This is a genomic window from Chryseobacterium sp. CP-77, assembly GCF_036362765.1.
In the GTDB taxonomy this organism is placed as follows: Bacteria; Bacteroidota; Bacteroidia; order Flavobacteriales; family Weeksellaceae; genus Chryseobacterium; species Chryseobacterium cupriresistens.
Map to the genome: position 1 here is coordinate 1,407,974 of NZ_CP143637.1, position 22,667 is coordinate 1,430,640.

15 protein-coding genes are annotated in these 22,667 nt (G+C 34.8%); 3 read left to right on the forward strand and 12 right to left on the reverse strand.

All coding sequences use genetic code 11. The features are described 5' to 3' along the window. Positions 1–5 precede the first annotated feature (5 nt). The 4 genes from V0410_RS06300 to V0410_RS06315 all read right to left on the reverse strand — a co-directional run bounded on the left by V0410_RS06300 (position 6) and on the right by V0410_RS06315 (position 7,650). Positions 6–2,570, reverse strand: coding sequence for a S9 family peptidase (locus tag V0410_RS06300; RefSeq protein ID WP_330746768.1), 2,565 nt, complete (start codon positions 2,568–2,570; stop codon positions 6–8). After that, on the reverse strand, positions 2,560–3,963 hold the full coding sequence (locus V0410_RS06305; protein WP_330746769.1) for a RagB/SusD family nutrient uptake outer membrane protein: 1,404 nt from the start codon (positions 3,961–3,963) through the stop codon (positions 2,560–2,562). The genes V0410_RS06300 and V0410_RS06305 overlap by 11 nt, the downstream gene beginning before the upstream one ends. Positions 3,964–3,988: 25 nt before the next feature. Beyond that, positions 3,989–7,018 carry a SusC/RagA family TonB-linked outer membrane protein gene (locus V0410_RS06310; protein WP_330746770.1) on the reverse strand — a complete coding sequence of 1,010 codons (3,030 nt, stop codon included), beginning with the start codon at positions 7,016–7,018 and terminating at the stop codon, positions 3,989–3,991. A gap of 143 nt (positions 7,019–7,161) precedes the next feature. Then, on the reverse strand, positions 7,162–7,650 hold the full coding sequence (locus tag V0410_RS06315) for a hypothetical protein (RefSeq protein WP_330746771.1): 489 nt from the start codon (positions 7,648–7,650) through the stop codon (positions 7,162–7,164). 502 nt (positions 7,651–8,152) lie between these two features. Here V0410_RS06315 and V0410_RS06320 point away from each other — a divergent pair. Further along, positions 8,153–8,479, forward strand: coding sequence for a hypothetical protein (locus tag V0410_RS06320; protein ID WP_330746772.1), 327 nt, complete (start codon positions 8,153–8,155; stop codon positions 8,477–8,479). 215 nt (positions 8,480–8,694) lie between these two features. On the opposite strand, the gene V0410_RS06325 is transcribed toward V0410_RS06320, so the two are convergent. Genes V0410_RS06325 through V0410_RS06340 form a run of 4 tightly spaced genes read right to left on the reverse strand, consistent with a single transcriptional unit; the run spans position 8,695 to position 14,632 of the window. Further along, positions 8,695–9,699 carry a hypothetical protein gene (locus V0410_RS06325; RefSeq protein WP_330746773.1) on the reverse strand — a complete coding sequence of 335 codons (1,005 nt, stop codon included), beginning with the start codon at positions 9,697–9,699 and terminating at the stop codon, positions 8,695–8,697. 28 nt (positions 9,700–9,727) lie between these two features. After that, positions 9,728–11,482 carry a restriction system-associated AAA family ATPase gene (locus V0410_RS06330; RefSeq protein WP_330746774.1) on the reverse strand — a complete coding sequence of 585 codons (1,755 nt, stop codon included), beginning with the start codon at positions 11,480–11,482 and terminating at the stop codon, positions 9,728–9,730. Beyond that, the gene (locus V0410_RS06335; protein ID WP_330746775.1) at positions 11,463–13,061 is read right to left on the reverse strand and encodes a restriction endonuclease subunit S; all 1,599 of its coding nucleotides are present in this window, start codon (positions 13,059–13,061) and stop codon (positions 11,463–11,465) included. The genes V0410_RS06330 and V0410_RS06335 overlap by 20 nt, the downstream gene beginning before the upstream one ends. Next, on the reverse strand, positions 13,061–14,632 hold the full coding sequence (locus V0410_RS06340) for a type I restriction-modification system subunit M (protein WP_330746776.1): 1,572 nt from the start codon (positions 14,630–14,632) through the stop codon (positions 13,061–13,063). The genes V0410_RS06335 and V0410_RS06340 overlap by 1 nt, the downstream gene beginning before the upstream one ends. A gap of 481 nt (positions 14,633–15,113) precedes the next feature. On the opposite strand from V0410_RS06340, the gene V0410_RS06345 reads away from it, so the two are divergent. After that, the gene (locus V0410_RS06345; protein WP_330746777.1) at positions 15,114–16,664 is read left to right on the forward strand and encodes a T9SS type A sorting domain-containing protein; all 1,551 of its coding nucleotides are present in this window, start codon (positions 15,114–15,116) and stop codon (positions 16,662–16,664) included. Positions 16,665–16,858: 194 nt separating this feature from the next. Here the strand turns inward: V0410_RS06345 and V0410_RS06350 are convergent, their stop codons facing one another. Next, the gene (locus V0410_RS06350; protein ID WP_330746778.1) at positions 16,859–18,148 is read right to left on the reverse strand and encodes a DUF3945 domain-containing protein; all 1,290 of its coding nucleotides are present in this window, start codon (positions 18,146–18,148) and stop codon (positions 16,859–16,861) included. Between the two features lie 438 nt (positions 18,149–18,586). On the opposite strand from V0410_RS06350, the gene V0410_RS06355 reads away from it, so the two are divergent. Continuing rightward, positions 18,587–19,183 carry a Crp/Fnr family transcriptional regulator gene (locus tag V0410_RS06355; protein ID WP_330746779.1) on the forward strand — a complete coding sequence of 199 codons (597 nt, stop codon included), beginning with the start codon at positions 18,587–18,589 and terminating at the stop codon, positions 19,181–19,183. A 56-nt stretch (positions 19,184–19,239) separates the two neighbouring features. Here the strand turns inward: V0410_RS06355 and V0410_RS06360 are convergent, their stop codons facing one another. From V0410_RS06360 to V0410_RS06370, 3 genes are all read right to left on the reverse strand, one after another. Next, complete coding sequence (locus V0410_RS06360; protein ID WP_330746780.1) at positions 19,240–19,800, reverse strand: hypothetical protein; 561 nt, start codon at positions 19,798–19,800, stop codon at positions 19,240–19,242. Between the two features lie 691 nt (positions 19,801–20,491). After that, positions 20,492–21,139, reverse strand: coding sequence for an SMI1/KNR4 family protein (locus V0410_RS06365; RefSeq protein ID WP_330746781.1), 648 nt, complete (start codon positions 21,137–21,139; stop codon positions 20,492–20,494). 479 nt (positions 21,140–21,618) lie between these two features. After that, positions 21,619–22,602: an alpha/beta hydrolase gene (locus tag V0410_RS06370; RefSeq protein ID WP_330746782.1), complete on the reverse strand. Its 984-nt coding sequence runs from the start codon at positions 22,600–22,602 to the stop codon at positions 21,619–21,621. Positions 22,603–22,667 lie beyond the last annotated feature (65 nt).

Here is a 22,667-nt window from a genome sequence, read left to right on the forward strand (position 1 = left end):
ACCAATTAGTAATTCTTAAAACTGTATACCTTTTTCATTTGTTTCTCTATCCATGGAATCTCCTTCTTCCCTTTCAGAAAATAATCCCACCACTCCCGTATCCTAATTTCCAAATCTTTCTCTGCCAAGGAACCAGTTGTAAAAACATGTCCTTCTCCCGGATAAAGCAATGCCACGACATCCTTTTTATTTCTTTTCAATCCTATATACAATTCAATCGTCTGATCCCATACAATCCTTTTATCCTCCATCCCGGTCCATAAAAGCATCGGGGCACTCACAAGATGTACATTATCAATCGGATTATTATCCATATACAGCTTCTTATTTTCTGCAAAAGAAGCATGCATATTATACTGTCCCTCTTCAAACTGCCAGTAAAAAGGAGTCGATGATGTTTCATTATAGGAAAAATACATTCTGGTCAGATCACTGGCTCCAGCTCCGGAAATATAGGTCTTAAAACGGTGGGAATGTCCTGCTATAAAGTTCGTCCGGTAGCCTCCAAAAGAATGCCCTATCAATCCTACATTCCCAAGATCAACACCCGGATAATTCTCTAAAGCATCAAGAGAACTTTCCACACAGTCGAGTGCTGAGAGTCCTACCCCGGATGCTCCGTTTACAATATCCGGCAGATACACAAAATATCCATCTTCCAGAAGCTTCTTAATAGAAAACCCTACCGGAAAATTATTGAGTGGTGACAAATACTGGTTAGGATTTCTGCTTTGCACTTCATAAATATGTACCACCATCGGATATTTTTTCCCTTCTGTGTATCCAATCGGATAATACAGAATCCCTTTTAAAGATATCTCCTCTTTATTTTTAAAACTAATGGTCTCCATCCTAATCAAAGCAGATGTTTTATCCTGTGGATTACTCTGAAAGATAACATCCCCTTTTGGATGTCCGATCTCTTTATAAACAATCCCGGGCGGCTTATGAAGGCTTTCTTCCAAATATATGGCTTTATTTAACATTTCATCCGTCTTATACCACGTGATATTAGAGCCTGAAGAAACCATGAGTGTTCCTACACGACCCTTATACCATTTCAAAAAAGTCTTCTCTATGGTTCCTTTCCGGGTTACTGACAAAAGCACCGGAGCATTTACATCCAGTATGCTTCTTCTGAAACTATAACCTGTTTCAGGATATAAATCCGTTTCATCTTTAGTGACCACCCTTACTTCATTTTCCTTATCGATAGTAAGTGCCGTAAACTTCCCTTTATTGATTTCATATCTCCAAAGATCACTGCTGCTTTCAAAATAAATTGTTTTGCCATCCGGACTGAAATACGCTTTTGTCAGGTCCTCTTTTTCAAGAACCACTCTATTTAAGGTATCTGTATCCAACAAGATCCATATTCCTTGCTTATTTTTATACACAAAATGATTTCCTTGATCTGATACTGAAACCTCCGCCTGCATGATGCCCAGATCTTCATACGTATTCCTTTTCATATTAAAAAGCCAGCCATGAATCAGAGGAAACAGGGTGGAATAATTCTGAAGTTCATCCCTGTTAAACATCAGAAAGTAATCCGGGTTATTCAGGCTTGCTACCGTTGAAAAACGGTCAGAGGGAACCCTGATCACCTCCGTTTCTTCTTTTTTCCATATCCAATATCTTTTTACAAAAGAACCTTCCTGCTTAGCCTCCAGATTCCCGTCATTTCCATACCAGATATCCACCGTTCCTTTTTCTGCCGCAATATGCGTCATTCCCGTAATCATAACCGCTTTTCCTTTCTGTATTTCCGTAAACCGCAGGTATTCCTCCTGCTTTATTTCTCCGATATCCGGATACAGCAGCTCTAAGTTCGCTGTATCCACAAAAACAATTTTCTGAGACTTACTTTCTGTACCAGCATTACCGCCACTTGACACTTCTTCCTTAAGAATCATCAATTTTCCTGAAGGTGTTTCCTCCATGCTCCGTATCATACCGGATGCAGAATATACTCTTTCCACTTTATCACCGGAAAACCTTACGAGCTGGTTTTCCCGGCCTTCTTTTTTCACAATATACAATGCAGATACTGAACCACTCAATCTGAAATACTGCACCCGCTCTACTCTTTCCAGCAGTTCAGATTTTGCATTGTAGATATGGAGAATACTGTCACTGGTCTGCACAAAATATTTCTGTCCTTTCTCCATGATCCCGCTCTGTATAATACTTCCTGAATCACTGCCCTCCCGGCCTGTTTTCACTTCTTTCTGCATTCCTGTAGCAAGATTCCATAACAGGGCTTTTCCCTGCCCCAATGCCAGCAGCTGATTGCCTTTTACAAAAGAGTACTGGTATTTGTTGGTCAGCGTTCCAACCAGTGATTTTACTCCTGATCTTCCTGCAGCCAGTACCACTGCGGTATCATAATTATTCCTGTACACTTTTGTGGCTACGATCCATTTGCTGTCATCCGACACTTTATTAACGGCAATGTTGTAATACTGAGAACCTTCATCTTTCAATGAATCCCTAAGGGCCTGTCCATAACAGACCATTCCCAGCAGAATAAGTAAGAGAATAATCAGTTTATTGATGTTAATAGCCATTATTCTGCGGATTAAGGTTAGGATTAAGGAGGATATCTTTCTGAGGAATGGGCCATACACTATGAAAAGTTTTCCAGTTGGGCTTTACCGCCTGTACATCAGAGAGCCTGTTATTGCGTTTTAAGTCCAGAAAGCGGTGCCCCATTTCGGTAAAGAACTCCCTTCTGTTTTCCAAGAGGATTTCACTCAGCAAAACCTCTTTTGGAACTGATGTTAAAGCACTCATTCCTGCCCGCTGTCTCACCGGATTGATATACTGCAATGCTTCCCCAATCTTATTCTGCTGAGCAAGCGCTTCTGCCAGCAGTAAATATACTTCTTCCAGACGGAAGACGATAGAATCTTCAGTATCATTGATGGTGATATTTTTATACTTATCCGCTCTGTACCACGTATTCCCTCCCACGGTTACCGCAGCCATCCACAGCTGTTTTCTAAGGTCTCCTGCTTCAAATGAATTCACGAGGCTTTCAGATAACGCATACCCTGTAGGCGCTGCCCCTGAAAAGTAGTACACCATCGCTTCTTTCACAGGATCACCGGGATTCGCGGGCTTTAGCTGCCATATAATATGCTTTGAATCCTTTTGAAACACCTTCGACAGGTCATTCTGAAAACTGTACAGCGGACTTCCCGAAATGGTCTTAAGCACCTGCTCTGCCTCTGCCCACTTCTGCCTTACCATATACACTTTGGCCAGCATCAGCTCTGCTGCCTTCCGGTTGGGATATACCCTTTCCGCATCCCTATACTGATCCGGGAGCAACCCTGCACAGTAAGAAAGATCCGTTTCCAGCCTTGACAGCACCTCCCCGGATTCTACCCTTGACAAAGACTGGTTAACCTTATAATCTGTCGTTACCGGGTAAGGAACGGGTCCAAAGACCTGCTGAAGATAAAACAGAAGCATGCTTCGGGCCAGAAGAGCTTCCCCTTCTATCCTGTTCTTTTCATTACCCGGCAAGGCTGATGCTCTGATTCCTTCTATGATGGCATTGGCAGCATAGATATGCTGGTATGCGGTTGACCAGACCGAATACACCGTAGAATTGGTATCGGTCTGCTGGTTGTGATACAGCGCCAATACTCCATTGGTATCGGTTATGGCATAAAAGTCCAGATCATCGGTATAGACTCCCAGAAAAGGTCCCAGTGACTCCCCTGACAATGGAGAATTATCCCTTAAGCCTGCATACAACCCAGCCAGCGCTGCATTAGCGGTCTGAACATCTGTAAAGACCTTATCTTTTCCGATCTGATTGGAAGGCGTTTCCACTTCCAGCATCTTTTCACAGGAGAAAGCAAGGATACAAAACAGCAGAATCATTCCCATGTTCCTCCAGAACACTATCGCCTTACGATATTGATTTATATTGATTTTAGAATTTTTCATTATTATTTTTTTTTAGCATTTAGATTTACAGGGTGATCAGCACCCCCATGGAATAAGTTTTTAAAGGCGGCAGGAACCCGATATTCCTGAACTCAGGATCAGGCCCGAAGTATTTGGTAAAGGTCAGCAGGTTCTGTCCCTGAAAATAAACTTTCACACTTTTAAAGGTTCCTTTCACCGGAACCTGATAGCCCAGCTCCAGGTTCTTAAGGCGGATAAATGACGCATCGGACACCGCTGCCGTACTGTTCATAAAAAACACATGGAGCTGATTCTTGATCCCATTACTGCCTGAAGAATAAGGCATATAGCTTCCCCCGGGATTCTCAGCAGACCATACATCCAGTACCTCCTGAGGCTGGCTATTCATGGTTCCCGGTATAGGCATGATATTGTTATAATTCCAGTTTCTCTGTTTCACGAACTGAAAAAGAAACGACAGGTTCCAGTTCTTAAAGCGAAGGGTATTGTTCCAGCCTCCAAAATACCTAACTCCGATATTCTCCACAGCCTGCCTGTCGTCAGGAGCCGTGATCTTGCCATCGCCATTAAAGTCTTTGAACCGGTATAATCCCGTAGCCGGATCAATTCCTTCATACTGATATACCTTTACCGATGTGATGGGCTGTCCTATAACATAGGTATTGGCATAGGTAGACCCTGCAAGACCCGGAAAAGAAACCAGCTTGTTCTTTGGAAAACTTATATTAACGTTTGATTCCCACTGAAAAGCTCCACCTGAAACAGGTCTCCCGGAGAGTTCCAGCTCCCATCCTGAGTTCTCCACGACGGCATCCAGATTGGCCAGTACACTTGGAAAGCCTGTTATGGAAGGAAGCTGATATCCCACCAGCTGACTCGAAGAACGGTTCCTGTACCACGCTGTAGTCAGGTTAATCCTGTTTTTCAGAAATCCCAGCTCCAAAGCCGCTTCCAATTTGGTGGTCTTCTCCCAGCTGTAATCCGGGTTATACAGTCTTGAAGGATTGAGCCCTGCTGTATTGTTATAGAGGTATTCCGAGAGATCATAGGTATCCAGATACCCATAGTCTCCAATATTATCACTTCCGGTAGTTCCGTAGCTGCTACGAAGTTTTCCAAAGCTCAGCCATTTCTTATTTTTCAAAAATCCTTCCTGAGAGAATATCCATGCCGCTCCCACGGCCCCGAAATTCGCAAACTTATTGCTGGGACCAAAGCGGCTGCTTCCATCCCTTCTTCCCGTCACATTCAGGATATACCTTCCGGCATATTGGTAATTCACCCTTCCAAAGAAAGCAGCATAGCGGTACTCCGTTTTAATCTGATCGGTAATAATCCTGGTCCTTGCCGCTCCTATGTTCTCTATGAAGGCATTACTTTCAAATCCAATCCCGATCATAGAACCCTGATTGCCTGTATCCCCCTGAAAGGTCGCCCCTGCCAATACATCAAGAACATGCTTTCCTTTCTTCATCTGCCAACTGAGCTGAGGTTCCAATATAAAAGAAAAACGGTCCTGATTACTTCTATATGACTGCGAACTCGCACTGGACTGTCCCTGATAGGATGAAGGATTATACATGATATTAGGCTTTAATGACCTTTCATCAAAAGACTGGTAATTAAGACCCCCACTGAACTTCAGAAACCAATGTTCCAGCAGTTCATACTGCACATTCATATTGGTTAAAAACTGCTTGTTCTCATAAGAATAGGAGCTGTTATACAGTCCTGCTGGATTGTTAAAGGTATTGTTCTCCCAGTTGAGGCTCCCATCCGGCAGATACAAAGCCGGAGCATTGGGGACCATCAGGTAAGCCTGTCTGGTAATATCCTCACTCAGTACGTTATTTTTCTGAAGGGAAAACCTGCTGGAAACACTGAGCTGAAAACGTTTGTCTTCAGAGGTGTGGCTGATATTCGCAGAGAGATTATCCGCTTTGTACTTAAACCCTTTTGAAAACACAGTAGACTGCTCATTGTGCCCATAGCCTACCAGAAAACCTGTTCTTTCATTCCCTCCGTTTAAGGAAACATTCGCAGTAAAAGCATCAGCGGTATTTCCGATCAATTCTTTCCTCCAATCGGTATACCTACCCTGATCCCACACCCCGTTAATATCATAGGCATTAGCCGGATAGGCAGAAATCCCATCATTCTGATAAGCCTGCCTTCGCATCCTGAGATAATCCCCAGTCTTCATCATGGTAAGGTTATTAATCACAGAACTCACCGCGTACGAAGTCCCTGCATTTAATCCCAGATTTCCCATTGCGGATTCTGATCCAGCACCTGCACCGGATTTCCCGCTCTTTCCTTTCTTCGTAGTGACCAGCACTACACCATTAGCTCCCCTTGATCCATAAATCGAGGTTGCATCCGCATCTTTCAGGATCTCAATACTCTCAATATCCGCAGGATTAATACTATTAAGGGGATTAATACTGCTGGCTGGCAGTACCGCTCCTGAAAACTGGGAAGCCATTTCTCCTCCTACCGGAACCCCGTCTACTACATACAACGGATTATTCCCCAAAGCCCGAAGACTGTTCTTTCCTCTTATCTGAATATCATAGCCTCCTCCCGGCATTCCCGAATTCTGCACAATATTCACTCCCGCTACCCTTCCCTGAGCCGCAGAGAGCACATTCAAAACAGGCTGATTTCCGATATCTTTTGCTGAGACTTTGGCAATACTACCGGTTCTTTCTTTGTCTTTAACCTTGTAGTAGCCAGCATTGAGAATAACTTCTTCGATTCCCTTTACTTTTTGTTCTAAGCTGATATTAACGACTTTCTGATTAGTAAGTGTGAATTTTTCTTCTGCATAATCAGGGTGTCTGAACAATAGGACGGTATTTTCTGCTGAAACCTCTATTTGATAGGTTCCGTTGCTTCCGGTTCTGGTAACCTGGTCACTGCCCTCCCGGGAGATTATGACTCCTGAAAGAGGTTTGCCGGATGAGGTTACGGTACCGGAAATGGTGCGTGTCTGGGCTTTTGTATGAATGCTTACAGCGGTAAACATAAGCCCAAAGAAAATGCCTCCTATATTGTAATAGGAATTTTTCATAGATTTGTAAAGGTTTTTAATTTAATTAATGACTTAATTGTGCTCTTTTCTATAGGTCTGCAAACTGTATGGAAAAGGGCTTTTTTATGAATTTCTGTTACTTGTTTTTATTTTTTTATTACTTTTTTGTACTCCTCTTTGCATCATAAGATAAGCTGCATCCAGCATTTTGAAAGATGGATATAAGGTCTTACCAGATTGCTTTCCGGTCCATGCCTGTACATTTCCTGTGAGAAACAGACAATGCCGGATATAAAATAATCATACTTTTTAATGCTGTATTCCTTAAAGGCTCTGTTGAAAACCAACAGTGGGTTTTCGTATTCTTTATCAGACAGAGCACCTTTCATCATGGGTGAGCTGATTTCTGGCGCTGCAATTACCTGCCATTTATTTATTTTTTTACCGATCATATAACCTTCATGAATGAAAATGCGCAATGATTGATGAAATTGTAAAATGACAGAAGGATCTTTCTTTAGCCAGTCTTTTCCGTTGACTGCATACTGCATGATGGAACTGAGCATCTGTTTGGCTGTAACAAGGTCATGGGTCTGAAAGAAAGTTTCAATACACTGTAGTTTTTTACGTTTCTTTCTGAGTGATCTAACAGCTGTCTTTTTGTTTTTCAATGGTTGTTTTACTGTAAATAATAGTTTTCAAAGACCATGTAGGAGAAACCTAAGGCAAAGCATACTGCTCCTCCCTACAAGGTCAAATGTGAATATGAATGAATTTGTGTTCCCGTGAAAGCTTTAAAGCCGCAATAGGTTGTAAGCCTATTGTATCGTGCAATCTATTATTTACAAAAAGCAGCTTAGGATGTAGAGAAAATATCGGACAGCATTGGAAATAAAACGGCGTGGAACTCTACAATATCGGCCCAGAGGTACTGCCATACCCATAACAACAGATAGAGAGAGCTCACGCCTAGGTCGTGAGCTTTCTGCTTATCCTCTCGTTGTTATTTGAAAATTGGCAGTTTTCTTAGGCGAGATTCTAAGCGAATAGCTTCTAATATTTTTGAAGGTTCGCAAAATTACAATTAAGTAACTTGTTTTACAAAGATAAAAAAAACATTTCGGTATACAAAACTATACCAAAATATTTTTCATTATGTGCTTAATTGCGTCTATGATTAAGGAGAGTGAAAAAATCATCATTATAAAAACAGCGATTGCTTTGCGTAAAATGCTCAGTAAAAATAAGAGCTCTTTATCGAAAACTAGCGATAATTCTGATTTAGTTAATAGTTATGATAAGATAGCTGCAAACTCTAATTCAGAACTGACCAAAGCCACAGTAAATAGTGCTTTTAGTGGAAAGAAAAGGTCAACAATGGCAACTATTGTTCTTATTACAGAATCAATGGGTTATACGATGGTAGACTTTTCTGAAATTTATGATAATCTTTCAGAAGAAGATGTTATTAAATTCAGAGAAGAAGTGATGAAGAAGTAATATTCTATAATTAAATAAAGAACAAATCCCAACATACAAGTTAGGATTTTGTTTTACTTGCCAATCTCTTGGTAATAAAAGGCTGAAGATTGCGGCAATTTTTTTTTCAGTTTTCTAATAATTTTATTATTAAGCATATTTTTGCCTATAACCCCAATCTTTCTCAAACGCTGAATAGGGTAGAAATTCTGTTATTTTTATTTATACCTTTTTTATCATACATAAGCATTAGCCTCAATTTGTGCTCTTGCTAAAACAGAACCTCTTAAAAAACCGTCTAAAACAGGTTTTCTAATAAATGATAGATTTAATTTTTCATCTAATTCTAAAGCTTTTAGACATGCAATTTTTCTATCTTCTTCGGGCATATGAGCCATATCAGAATCATTAATATATTCCCAATAAAAGCGATACCATTTTTCTACTCTCCCCTTTGCAAAATCAGAATATCTAATATCAATATCATAAATATTCCGCCAGGATTGTATTTCGTCCACCTTACCATCAGGACTGAAATAATTTATGTCCCAAACTATCTGTTCAGGTTTTGCGTTATCAGTAATTATGTCAAATGATACAGATATTTTTTGATGCTTTAAATCAAAAGGATAAAATAAATGGCCCGTTGATATTGCTATAGTATCTTTATCACCCTTAACATCAAATGAGTTACATTCTTTACAACAGAGAATTAAATTTTCAAAATTTACTGAGGAAAATGGATATAACGATTTTGGTAAAAAATGGTCATATTGGTCACGCGTTTTGCTTTCTTCCATTTTTAATTCTCCAATTCCACAGGTTGGGCAAAGAGTTGTATTTTTATTAATCCTTCTAAATTTATTGAAATGTTCTAAAAGTGTTGTATTAAATTTTTCACGAAAAGCATTTCCATCTAACACTTGATCATATAAATTCAAGAAAAAATCTCTTAATAATTTCTTTAAACCTTTAACATTGCTGTCTAATAAAACTGGTGAATAGCCACCAGAGCATATTAACTCTATGTTATTACTGTTTTTTATTTGATTACAAATAGTAGTTCTTGTAACTTGATTGAGTCTTCTTAAAATATTATAAATATCAATTAGTGGTTGCTTCACTATTTTTGGGTGTCTTCTTACAATATCATAAAAGTCAGGATCAAAAAAAACATTATCAAATGGACCTGTTTCATGTTCAATTCTTTCAAAAAACTGAATAACAAAGTCATGTAACATAATATGACAACTAATTAAGTATTTATAGCTATTTATCATCTTGCTTATTAAGTTCATTTTCTCTGATAATCAGCTCTCTAAATAACAATACTTTTTCTACAGATTCACCCAATATTCTTGCTTCTTCTTTAGCAGCTAATATATCTTCAGGACTATTTAAAGGCATGTTTTTAATCTTTTCAATAATTTCTAATGAAAGTTTAGATATAGACTCTTTTTTACCAAAAATCTCTTCCGTTAAAATATTAGCTGAAGTTCCAAAAGTTCTTATCCCTTTGTCTTTAGCAGTTTGATGTTCTACTTTACTATTTTTTTTTCTAAAAATAATAACATTTTCTGGTTGGCAATCTGATATGATAAACGGTGAGTGAGATGTTATAAGTAGATCTCTCCTATTATCTAATGAGCTTGTTTGATCTTGTTTGAGACAATCTCTTAACGTTGAAACAAAATTGGAGCGCCAATCAGGATTAAAATGGGTTTCTGGTTCATCTAATAAAAACAAAGAGTTAGTATCCCTAAACAACAAACATAAACCTATGCAATGGATAAATTGATATTCACCATCTGATAAAGATTTTGTGTAAATTACTTCATCAACATTATCTTTCTTTAGAACAACATCCTTAAATCTAAAGATTCTTTCCTCATCATACGGCAAAGGAATTACATCTTGATTGATATAAATATTTTTAGAATGATAAACTTTTTGTTTTATTTTTTTTGTAGTTTTATAGTTATTCAAGTTAAGTAAAACTTGGAAAGTTCTAAACAACTCGAAAGCATCATCTGCAAAGTGAAATTTGAATGCTTGTCTACATTCTTTATCCACAAAATAATCCAAAATCAACTCTTTTGTATCATGGTTGTAATACGAGGTTGTACTGCAAGCTTTTAATCGTTCGATCGATTTACTTATCAAAGATGTCAGTTCACGGGTAATTTTGTTTTTATTTTTCCTTTCTTCTAGCGGAATTGTTTGGAAAACATCTTTATGAACTTTTTCAAATTCATCATTTTTTATTATCAATCTAAAAGATTTAATATCATCAAGCCCTAATTCATTCTTAAAGGGAAGCAGTGATTCTTTTTCACGTAATAAATAAATAGATAATAGGACAGCTTGATTGTAGTAGTCATCCAAATATACAAATCTACTCTCAGGTTTAATATAGTCTAAATCTTTGATTAGCCTGTACAAATATTCATCATATTGTACAAATCGCATTTTAAAAAAAGGAAGATTTATTAATTGATTTTCACCTGATGAATAAGCAACAATAAAGTCTGGTAAAAAATCTTTGACTTCTTTTCTTTCCAATAATGTATTTCCGCTTTTAACACATTCTGCTCTATTTAACCAATATACTTTTGGAGATTCATTTCTTTTCTTGTCAATTTTTATATGTGCATCATAGCCAATATTAAAAGAAGAGCTAAAATGCTTTCTAGAAAAATCTCCTTTGATGTAATAATAATATTCCAACTCAAAAGCGTCTGGATTACAACTTTCAGCAAAAAAACCTTCAGTATGTATATTTTTAAATTTTCCTTCTCCACTAAAACCCTCGGGTTTAAAATCCAAATAGATACATTCAATGTGATAAAAAATTTCTGCTAAGACTTCAAGTATATTTGATTTTCCGGAACCATTTCTACCTACCAAACAGTAGGGTAAAAAATCCCATAACTTATCTAAATTATAATCATTTAGAAAGTCTATTTCAAAGCCTGCCTGTAGGCTTCTAAATTGGGAATTTAATTTAAGCCTTTTTAATTTCATTAATTACTATTTCTAGTTGATTTGTTTCTGAATTATATTTTTGTTTTAAAAATGGTTTAGGTTTTGAAATCTCTTCGAAAATAAATTTTTTCCAATCTTCAAATTCAAAATATTTACCATGATGAGAATAGATTTTATTATAAATTTCTTCAAGTCTCGATAAGTCTACTGGTCTGTTATAAAAAATCTTTTTAAGTAAAAGTTCCTGGTCTTGATTGTGGTCGTCTATGCTTCCATATTTTGCTATGATTTCTTTAGGAATTCCATAATACTCATCAAGTGACATATCCTTTATATGTTTCACTTTTTCTGGAAAAACCGGAATGTTTTCAGTTTCAATATGTGGTTCTAAAGAACCTCCGACAGGTGTTTTTAATTCGGTCTTAGATAATTCTAAATTTATTTTATTTAAATTAATTTCACCTTTAAAGGCTTTTTGACTCAAAGCTCCATACATATTTTCTAATTCTAGTAAACTAGACTCATAACTATTTTTTAAACTCTCAACTTTTTCAACTATTGTAGCAAATAGATTTTGGAGTTGAATAGGAGGAATAGGTATGTTTATTTTTTTTAATGCATTAACATTAAAGTGTTTTTGAATTCCCCCCACTTCATTGGATAAAACTATTCGTTTACCAATATCAGAATTGAAAAAGAAAACTAAATATTTAGAATTAATTAAATCTTCTTTTGGTCTTGCTATAATTAAATCAATGCAATTGCAACCATCTAATTCTTTAGGAATAATCGCTGCTGTTCCTGTCATACCAGTTCTCACAAAAACTACATCACCTTCATTTAAAATTGATTTTGATAATAAAGTTTCATTTGCTATTTTAGAAAAATAAACAAGGTTAGATAAATCAATTCTATTTGGTTTAACATTTAATGATCGCAATGCTATCACTCCTTCCTCTACATAATGAGATGCAGGTTTTGTAACCACCCCAACAGTAAGTTTACTTAAATATTTTTCTCCAGTTAAATATTTCCACTTCTTTTCATTCTTTAGGGGATCTCCAAACATCTCCAAAAAAGTACTCTTCAAAAACTCATCTAAAAGCTTTATACTTTCTTTCCGCATTTGGATTAGCTTGTCTGCCTGTGTTAAAATTTTCGCAATTTGGGTTTGGTCACTCAACGAAGGTAAAAAAATCTCTATTCCTTCAATTGAAGTAGAAGAAATATTGGTTTGTGCACCACCATTTGCTATTGTTTTAATAATTGGCTTAATGGTATTTAAAACATGAAATAGATAATCTTGATCTAACCTATTTCTATCCAATATCTTAAAACATCCTACTCGCTGATTTTGATATGCAATTTCTTCAGATTTATATATTCCATATTTACCAGTTGTTGCTCCTGACATTGCAATCAGAATATCCCCATTATTGATTTTAAAATTATCAAATTGTTTTTCATAAATGGTTCTCACTGAATTTTGCGGTGTCACTACATTATCACTAATATTTGAAATACGAATAATCGGGACACCGCTTTCAGTAAAATTTTTACTTTTAAAAGCATAACCATTTCTCAATTTACAAACAGAACCTAATTTTACAAATTCCATTAAAATAGCTCTTTTAATTCATTAATTCCTTTAATAATATCTTCTTCAATAGTTTCTAATTTTTTAAATATTAATTTTGGTTCTTCAAATTCAACATCTTCATAAACTTGTACTTGATATTTATTAAAACTTAGATCATAGTTATTATCAATAAGTTCTTGTTTTGAAATGTTGAAACAATTTACCGTTCTTTGATTATCTGTGCTTGGTAAAGAATTACGTTTATGATATTTCTGAACAATGTCAAGTAAATCACTCTTTTCAATTTTATTACGTTTATCATCAAGAGTATACCCATCATTTTTCATGTTGTAAAACCACACATTACTAGTTTCGCCTCCCTTGGTAAAAATTAAAATAGCAGTACTTACTCCTGCATAAGGTTTAAACACCCCACTTGGCATACTTATTACAGCTTTCAATTCGCTTTTTTCCACCATTATTTTTCGACATTCCACAAAAGCTTTTCCGCTACCAAATAATACACCTTGAGGAATGACAATTGCTGCACTACCTCCCATTTTTAGCATGGTATAGATACGTTCGATAAAAAGTAATTCGGTTTTGGTAGTTCCAAGTTTTAAACTTTCATTGATATCACCTTTGTCAATATTACCTGTAAAAGGTGGATTAGCAAGTACTAAATCGTATAGCGAATCCTCATTATAGGATTTACTTAATGTATCTTTGTAATCAATATTAGGTTGGTTAATACCGTGCATCATAAGGTTCATCAATCCTAATCGCACCATAGTAGTATCAATATCATAGCCATATAAGGATTCTTCAACAATATGCTTTAAATTTTCATTTAAAGTAGCTGAAACCGTGGCACGCATAAAACCATCTTCATCTGGTTGCAAGGCTTCTGGATTATCTTTTTTAACTAAATCAGTCAAGATATACTGATATGCTCCCAATAAGAAACCAGCAGTTCCACAAGCAGGGTCAACAATTCGCTGCTCCAATTGTGGCTGCACTAAGTCGATCATCAATTTAATAATATGACGTGGAGTCCTAAATTGTCCATTTTTACCTGCACTGGCAATTTCACCCAATAACATCTCATACACATCACCTTGTATATCTTGAAAGGCGTGACCACCTTCAATAGCATCTTTTTCAATTTCAACAAAGATCTTTTCAATTATTTTGATGGCTTCTTCTAATAAAGATGGCTTCGGCATAATAAAAACAGCAGTTGCCATAGCTTTGGTAAACTTAGACCCTCCTTCAAATTCTTTAAGAAAAGGAAATACTTTAGTTTGTACATGGTATAAAAGTGCTTCGCCTGACATACTGCTTGAAAACGTAGACCAACGCAAGTCTTGTTTGTTAATTTCTTCGTCACTTCCTGGTACTTTATAAGTACCATCAAATTTTGAGGTATAAGCCTCTCCTTTAGACCTTGCATTCCGTTCACGTTTCTCTTCCAAATCATCCATTTGTTTCATAAAAATCAAATATGTAATTTGTTCAATGGCGGTAAGGGGGTTACTGATACCGCCACTCCAGAAGTTATTCCAAAGACGGTCAATTAAAGCTTTTAATATTGGATTATTTTGTAGCATAAAATCAAGTTAAAATTTCAAAATTTCTTTGTTTGAAGAAATTCCGACAATCTACAAATATACCGATTATCTATATTTACATGAATTTATGATGACTTAATTTTTATGATTATTAAAGCTAAATATTCTATACTAAATATTAAACCTCTTAAAAACCTCTTAAAAACCTTTTAAAAACCTTTTAAAAACCTTTTACTCATCTCAATTTTATTTTAGTGTTAAAGCTTCATCAACAATTTTTATTTCTACTCAAAGTATTCTAAAATATGCGCGAAATATGTGCGAATCAATTTATTAAGATATTTTTCAGACATTTTTATCGAACCTTCTTTATGATGAAAGAGGCAGCATTCTCAAAAGTGGGATTCATGTTCTTTCATTGAAGTTTTTGCCTATATTTGCGTGGTTTAATTCTGCTGAATTTCAGGATAAAACCGTTGACTCCATCGTCAAATATCAGAAATTAGCTAAATAAATAATCATGAAATATCAAGCGATCTTTATTGTTTTGTTATCATCTGTACGCCTCTTTTTTGCTCAGGTACTTGATAATAATTTTGGAACCAATGGAAAAATGGTTTATGACATCAATGCAAACTCAAATATTGAGAAAATAGGGTCGATGATTGCTGTGAGCAACAGTAAAATACTGGTTGGAGGTACTGACAATACCAGCGCTTATCTTGTGAGACACAATTCTGACGGTTCTTTTGACACTTCTTTTCAGAGCAACGGAATCAAACAGCTTCCGTTTAAATCAATTGAAAAAATATTAAAGACAAGCAACAACGAGGTGATCATTCTCGGAACTAAGCTTGCCGCCGACGGATATTTTAACATCATCGTCTGTAAAGTTGATGAAAATGGAAATTATGTTACAAATTTCGGTACAAACGGTATTCTGGAAATCAATTTTGGTGTTCAGTCAGATGACAATGTCTTTAACGGTGAACTGCAATCTGACGGAAAAATAATTGTGGTCGGTAACAAAAGAGGCACGAATGCATTGACAGAAGGTTACGTTTTGCGTTTATTACAGAACGGCCAATTTGATACTACGTTTAATAATACCGGACTATTCACTATTGCACCTGTTAATCACCGCCATTATTTGAATGCCGTAAATATTGCTCCCAATGGAACAATCGTTTGCTCAGGCTATCTTTTGCTGACGACAGGCTCCAACCAAGGTAGAATGTTTATATTAAGATTGTTACCAAACGGAACTTTGGATACTTCATTTGCCACCGTAGGATACAGATATTTTAATGTTACGAATATAGGTAGCTCACTGTCAAATACCAATATTGTTTTAAGCGACGGAAGTATTTTATTGGGCGGAGAATCATTCTCATCAAGCAATAACAATGTTTCATCTAACTTTACGATAATAAAATTCAATGTGGATGGTTCTTTTGAAAATGCTTTCGGAACGAACGGTGTTGTACAGACACTTCTTCCAAGTATCGGAGGTCAGCTGAGAAATATGAAATTAGATTCTTCAAATAATATTATCGCAGTTGGATCTACGTACTCGGCGACCAACGGTAATGAAAATTTTGCGATGATGAAATTTAATCTATCTGGGATTTTAGATACACAATTCGGAAATTCCGGTGTTGTAATTACAGATTTTTCAGGATTTCAGGATATTCCGTATTCATCATTGGTTTTTGATTCAAAAATAATTCTTGCAGGATTTGCTTCTTCTTCAGATTTTCCAAGCAAAAGCAAATTTGCACTTGCACAATATACATACAATAACTTAGGAATTGTTGAGTCTAAAAAAGCAGATAACTTCAAAATCTTCCCGACAGTTTTTTCAGACCATATTAATATAAAATGTGAAAAAGAGACCAAAGTAAGCGTTCGTATTTTTGATTATTCGGGTAGACTTATTTATGGAAAAGAAAATTTCAGATGCTCTCAGGCTCCGGAACAGCTGCAACTGCCGATATCAAAGCAAGGAGTATATTGGTCACAAATCAATTCAGGAAATAAAATTTCTGTTCAGAAATTGATAAAGAAGTAATATTGGAGTTGCTAACTTTGTCAGGACATAATTCTTATACTCTTTAACTTTAAGAGTAGGAAAAAGATCAGAAAAAAGTACCCTTATTTAAAATTAACAGCTCCCTAAAAGACAGTGAAATATAAAGGATGAAACTGTAATCCCCCAAACACTTGCTTTCACCCCAAAAGCAAAAGCCTTCCCACAGAAGGCTTTCAAATCCCCCTCCCTCTCTTCCTATTCTTCCCGTCCTCTTGTTTCTTGTCTTTCTTCCACACATTCCTAAACGAAAACTCAAACTTCCCTATCCTTCTGTCGAACCTCAAATATCCCTGATATCCCTTCCCATTCCTATCCACCAGCCCATCCATATACGCTACCTCCCCAGCCATTAATTTCTCTACCTGCCATTTCTTTAATTCTTTTCCCCTAAACACTCTGGGAACTTCCCTTAAATCCGTAACTCCCATCCTCCTAACATTCTTATCCAGCAAAAACTCCACATATCTTTTATCCGCATTATACTGAACTGCTGCATTGAACAGGGTCCCCCGAGCTGAAAGCATATTTTCAATAAACAGCGCTTTTCCTTCCCTTAATATTTTTCTCTGCCCTTCATCCAAGGTCACACCTTTGATCACGAGTGGAACTCTCACCCTGTCTGCCCTTACCTGCACCAGCTCATTGGTCAGCCTGTCCCTGCTGATAAGAGAAGGCACGATCTCTCCTGTAATCCCATGCACCAGATCCACTACCCTTCCCATATTCCCGCTTACTATCAGATTCCTTTTATCCTCTTCTGAAAATACATGCCCAAAGAAAGGCTGGGAAAAATCAGGCATTCTTCTTACCGGATGAAACCTGAGTTCCACTTCTCCAAAATCATTAGCCTGAAGGGAAAGCCTCGCTTCAATCGTACCCGATACTGTTCCCAGTTCAATATGTACCGGAACCAGCATCGGGGTTTTATATCCTTTCAGCATCGGTTCCAATACCTCCAATTCTTCCAGCTTCTCTCTGCTTAAACCGATCTTCTCTACCACCTTCCAATCCACCTGTTCAGCTTTAAATAAATAACTATTCCCAACATCTTCTCCTTTGAGAACTTTTCTCGCTTCTGCCTTTCTATATGCCTCCACCACATCAATAGATATCTCATACTTCTTCAGCTCTTTTTTCTCTTCATCCGTAGCCTTATCCATATACTTCTGAAGGTTTACAGCTGTCTGCTTCGCTTCATATTCTGTCACTTTAAAGAAAGAAAACTCCGAAAGTTCCTTCAGCTGGTGATAAAACGCCGAATAAAACTCAGTAAAAGAGTTCTCATTGCGCTCAATACTCAGCATTTCATCACCGTTCAGATCCTGAGGACCTGCTCTATTTACTTCCCCATTATCACCCAATCCCTTAACAATTCCAACAGTACCTGTTTCATGATGGAGTACCAGTAAGGTATCGCCTGTTTTTTCAACGGTTTTCAGTTCTTTGTTTATATTGTTATCCATGACTTAAATATTGAGTAAGGATTTAAGATACAAAGAGAAAAAAGTTTTTTACATCAATGGCGGCTGATTATCTATATTTGGCACTCGGTGACATTACAAAGTGAAATTAATGATTATTCTGTCATTAGATTTACTTTCAAAATATTCCTAGCTTTAAAACTATCTATAATGATGATTCAAGAGTAATTAAAGTTATCTGTTATGAACATCATCATAAAAAAAGCCTCCCAGGGCTAAAGGAGGCTAAAATATCGTTGCAATATTTTCACTAAGAAGTACAAATATACAATTTTTATTCACTAACCAATGAATAAAACCATTTTTTTTTACCGACCAATGTATTGATAGGTATTTACCAACAAATTGGCCTTCTTTTTGATATGGGAATTAATACCAATTTTTACTAAAAGAAGAATTATAAAATTTAAAATTTGTAATATGATAATTAGTAAAGATCTCTTATTCTCTTATGGTGCGGCATGTCAAAATTACAATTCTAAAGAGGTAATTTTCTCAGAGGGCGCCGTGCCTTTATTCTATTATCAAATAGTGCACGGAGCGGTTGAACTAAATAATTACCTCGATGATGGTAAAGAGTTTACGCACAATATTGTTACTGATGGTCAAAGTTTTGGTGAATCTCTTCTTTTCATCGATCAGCCCTACCCTATGAACGCAATTGCCAGGGATTCTTGCGAAATAATAAAACTATCAAAACAGGATTTTAAAAAACTGTTAAATGAAAATAATGATGTAATGTTGGAAATTTTTCATTTACTTTCAAGCAGATTATTTTACAAGTATATGATGCTGCCAACAATGTCTGGTTCTGATCCTCAGAATAAAATTAAAATTATTTTGGACTACTTAAAGTCAACACAATCTAACTTAAAAGGTAGCAAGTGCATTATACCATACACAAGACAACAAATTGCTAATTTAACCGGATTAAGAGTTGAAACGGTAATCAGATCAATCAAGAAAATGGCAGAACAAGGGCTGCTGCAATTAGATGAACGAAAGATCGTTTTTTAAGATTTTAAAAGTAATTATTAACGTTTTGGCAATACCTTGTTATCTGTAGTCCTTACTTATTTTACTACAGTCCAAATTTTATCATTGATTTTTTTGAATCTTACAAGTTTAAATTCTTTAAAATTTTTTGTTTTGTATTCAAGTTCTATAGTTATAATATCATTATTTGGTATCATTGATTGTCTATGATAGGAACGAGCTTTATTAGCTATTAAAAAATTTCCATCAGATAAAATTTTTATAATAGTACCATTTCCCCAATCACTGTATGTAAATTGAGATTCTTTTGGAAAATAATTATTTAGGTTAGTTAAAAATTCTTTATCATTTGGATTTGTTTTAATTTCCTCTAAATCATTTTTGCTAACTAAAAAATTTTTAATAATTGAATATTGTCCAATATTACTGTCCCAACGAATAACTTTTCCTGGAATGCTTTCAGATACTAAAGGGTTATGATCAATATCTTTCATAGAAGCAATAAATTTCGAAAGAATATCTTTTTTGTATTTATATTCAAATTTTTCTTGAATATCTTTAGTTGTCAGAGTCATATAATTCTGAGAAAAATAAAGATTGGAAATAAATAAAAAGTAAAAAAAAATTAGTTTTTTCATATAGTGAGATGTTAGAATTGGAGATAACTCTCAAATATACTTAGTTATCAAAATACAATCAAAATTTATTTTTTTTCAAAGGATTGATTTTTAAATTTATATTCGATGATAAGTAATTGTAATTACCTACAAATCTTGCGCATAATTCATATTTAAAGATAGTATAATTGAAATTTTATTATTTAGTAAAGATTGTTTTTTCATCGTTTTTTGAGACTTATAGAATTCATTTATTAAGTTTATGATAAATCTATTTTGGAAGATTTTTAATTCCTCATACTTTTATTCTGTCCATATGCAAGAAATCAATCGTTTTTTGAGACTTATAGAATTCATTTATTAAGTTTATGATAAATCTATTTTGGAAGATTTTTAATTCCTCATACTTTTATTCTGTCCATATGCAAGAAATCAATCGTTTTTTGAGACTTATAGAATTCATTTATTAAGTTTATGATAAATCTATTTTGGAAGATTTTTAATTCCTCATACTTTTATTCTGTCCATATGCAAGAAATCAATCGTTTTTTGAGATTTTCATTTTTAATATTCGGGTCACTTATAAATAAATTCTTAATTTCCAAATAAGGAATTTCTATTTTTTATTTTTTTGGTTATATACATCAAGAAATAAAACCAATGATTTAAAACTTCAATTCTGTATTTTGCCATTACAATGATAGCAGAAGTGTTATTTGAGTATTTTAGAAAAGAAATTCATTACACTGAAAGAGTGCTTTGGTTTAATTAATCTTCTATTTGTCTCTATTTCAGTAAGTATATTTTCAATTTTTTTTGGGTCATATTTTTTATAATAATCTATTTGTTTCTCTAAAAATTGGTTATACCAATCTAAAAAAGATAATTTTTCATTTTTTATATTTGTTAGCGGCATCATTCCATTACATGATACTCGATAATCACCCCAAACATTCCCATATTCTTCTCCATTAACAATCAATATTTCAAAATCTCCGCATCCGCAATCAGAAATCAATATAACTCCATTTAACAAAGAATCATATTCAAAATGGTAGAGTTCATCATCTTCTTTTTTTTCTGTAAATGGAAATTCTTTTTGTAAATCATTTTCTAAAATACGGTGACGTAAATCATTATATTGATTTAAAGGAAGAAGTCCTTCATTAGGCCCAAAACCAAAACAACCTACATTTGTTACAAAATCAATATATTCTTCTGGTAACTTAATTTTATGGTTGAATTCGAAAAGTTCTATTTCTTTTAAAGTTAAACATCTTCCAATTTTGAAATTACCCTTAGGGTTTATTTCAATTAATTTTTTAAGATTTTCTTTAACTTTTTCTAATTTTGATTTCATGAAGAGTTTGCGTTTAATATTTCTGTTTACGTTTTGGGCTTTGCGTTAGGGAAGAAATCGAAGCAAAAAGCCTATCTTATTATTAAAGTTCAATTGATTCAGTTTTCGCAAATATTAGTAAATCGGCCCAAATAACAACTGTCTATGTTTCTTTGTGGATATATACCGGTTTCTTGATCCTGTTACTAATTCTTTAATGAATTCAGCTTAATTCAGCACGCAGCGAGTTCCCAATTCAGAATATGAAGAAAAAGTTTGCACATTATTAACGCTTCTCTCATTAAATCGTTTTTTGAAATTTTATAATAATTTAAAATTCATCTAAAGTACTACGATCTTCAGCAACTGGCTCTCCGGTTATTTCGATTTCACAAGATTCAAAATTTATTTTATAATTGACAATAATGTGATCATTGTCTTCTTCATCTAAATCTTTACAGCCACTAAAAAAATTTATAGTATAGCGAATATGTAATTGATCAGGGTTTTGAAATATCTAGATTTAATGACTGAATGATTGTATTTTGGAATTTTTCTGGCTCATCCTGATGAATTTGATGACCAGAATCTTCAAACAAAAAAATATTTTTATGAGGTGCTTTTAGACTTTTGTAATATTCTGTAGTTATTTTTGTTAATGTCTGAATATCATTTTTACCTACAAAAAAATATATAGGGCAATTGATTTCTTTTAATGTTTTTGATAAATTAATAGTCATGACTTCATTCCAGACAGGAGACCATCGCTTTGACCATTGTAAAAATCCATTTTTGAAATTATTTTCAGTTACAAATGTTTTACCTTCTTTAAAAAAAAGCCATTTTCTTAAATAAAATAAATCTTCTTCTTTCAGAAAAGGAATATTGACCTTCTCCAACTCCGTTCTTGCATCCGGATTGTCTTTGAAGTATATTTTCAAAGTTTTGAGTAATTCTTTTTCGCTGGATAATTGATTTACAACAGGATTGACTGCAAAATATGAGTAAAGTAATTCAGGATGTTTTTGGACGATATCAAAGCCTAAAACATTGCCCCATGAACTGCCTAATAAATATAATTTTTCTTGCTTTAACTCTTTTAAAACAAATCTTATAACCTCATAAGTATCTTTTGTCATTAGGTCCAATGAAACTTGGATCTGTGAGGGATTTAATGCAAGGGTTTTACCAGCGTCTCTTTGATCCCACTGAATAAGAGTGAAATGATCTTTTAATACATTTGTGAACTTATCCGAATTATTCATCATGGAACTTCCGGGACCGCCTGATAGAAAAAAGAGTATCGGTCTCTTAACATCAGAAGTTGTAATCCTTATCACTTGTTTAATTCCTCCAATATCATTAGAAAAAACAGAGTCTATTGAATATAGTTTTTTTTCAGAATCACTTTTAATCACGCTTTGCGCTTGAAAGGTGTGGTAAAAAAGTAATGTTATGATGGAAAGTAGTTTTATTTTAATCATCTTATTCAAATTAAATTGCATAAATATATTTATTTAAGTATAAGAAGTATCGTTTTTTGAGATTA

Excerpts from the sequence above, each read along its gene's own strand:
- V0410_RS06325 (WP_330746773.1), bottom strand. The coding sequence starts at position 9,699 with ATGTTACATGACTTTGTTATTCAGTTTTTTGAAAGAATTGAACATGAA.
- V0410_RS06355 (WP_330746779.1), top strand. The coding sequence starts at position 18,587 with ATGATAATTAGTAAAGATCTCTTATTCTCTTATGGTGCGGCATGTCAA.
- V0410_RS06300 (WP_330746768.1), bottom strand. The coding sequence starts at position 2,570 with ATGGCTATTAACATCAATAAACTGATTATTCTCTTACTTATTCTGCTG.
- V0410_RS06310 (WP_330746770.1), bottom strand. The coding sequence starts at position 7,018 with ATGAAAAATTCCTATTACAATATAGGAGGCATTTTCTTTGGGCTTATG.
- V0410_RS06305 (WP_330746769.1), bottom strand. The coding sequence starts at position 3,963 with ATGAAAAATTCTAAAATCAATATAAATCAATATCGTAAGGCGATAGTG.
- V0410_RS06360 (WP_330746780.1), bottom strand. The coding sequence starts at position 19,800 with ATGAAAAAACTAATTTTTTTTTACTTTTTATTTATTTCCAATCTTTAT.
- V0410_RS06340 (WP_330746776.1), bottom strand. The coding sequence starts at position 14,632 with ATGCTACAAAATAATCCAATATTAAAAGCTTTAATTGACCGTCTTTGG.
- V0410_RS06345 (WP_330746777.1), top strand. The coding sequence starts at position 15,114 with ATGAAATATCAAGCGATCTTTATTGTTTTGTTATCATCTGTACGCCTC.
- V0410_RS06365 (WP_330746781.1), bottom strand. The coding sequence starts at position 21,139 with ATGAAATCAAAATTAGAAAAAGTTAAAGAAAATCTTAAAAAATTAATT.
- V0410_RS06330 (WP_330746774.1), bottom strand. The coding sequence starts at position 11,482 with ATGAAATTAAAAAGGCTTAAATTAAATTCCCAATTTAGAAGCCTACAG.
- V0410_RS06350 (WP_330746778.1), bottom strand. The coding sequence starts at position 18,148 with ATGGATAACAATATAAACAAAGAACTGAAAACCGTTGAAAAAACAGGC.
- V0410_RS06335 (WP_330746775.1), bottom strand. The coding sequence starts at position 13,061 with ATGGAATTTGTAAAATTAGGTTCTGTTTGTAAATTGAGAAATGGTTAT.
- V0410_RS06320 (WP_330746772.1), top strand. The coding sequence starts at position 8,153 with ATGATTAAGGAGAGTGAAAAAATCATCATTATAAAAACAGCGATTGCT.
- V0410_RS06370 (WP_330746782.1), bottom strand. The coding sequence starts at position 22,602 with ATGATTAAAATAAAACTACTTTCCATCATAACATTACTTTTTTACCAC.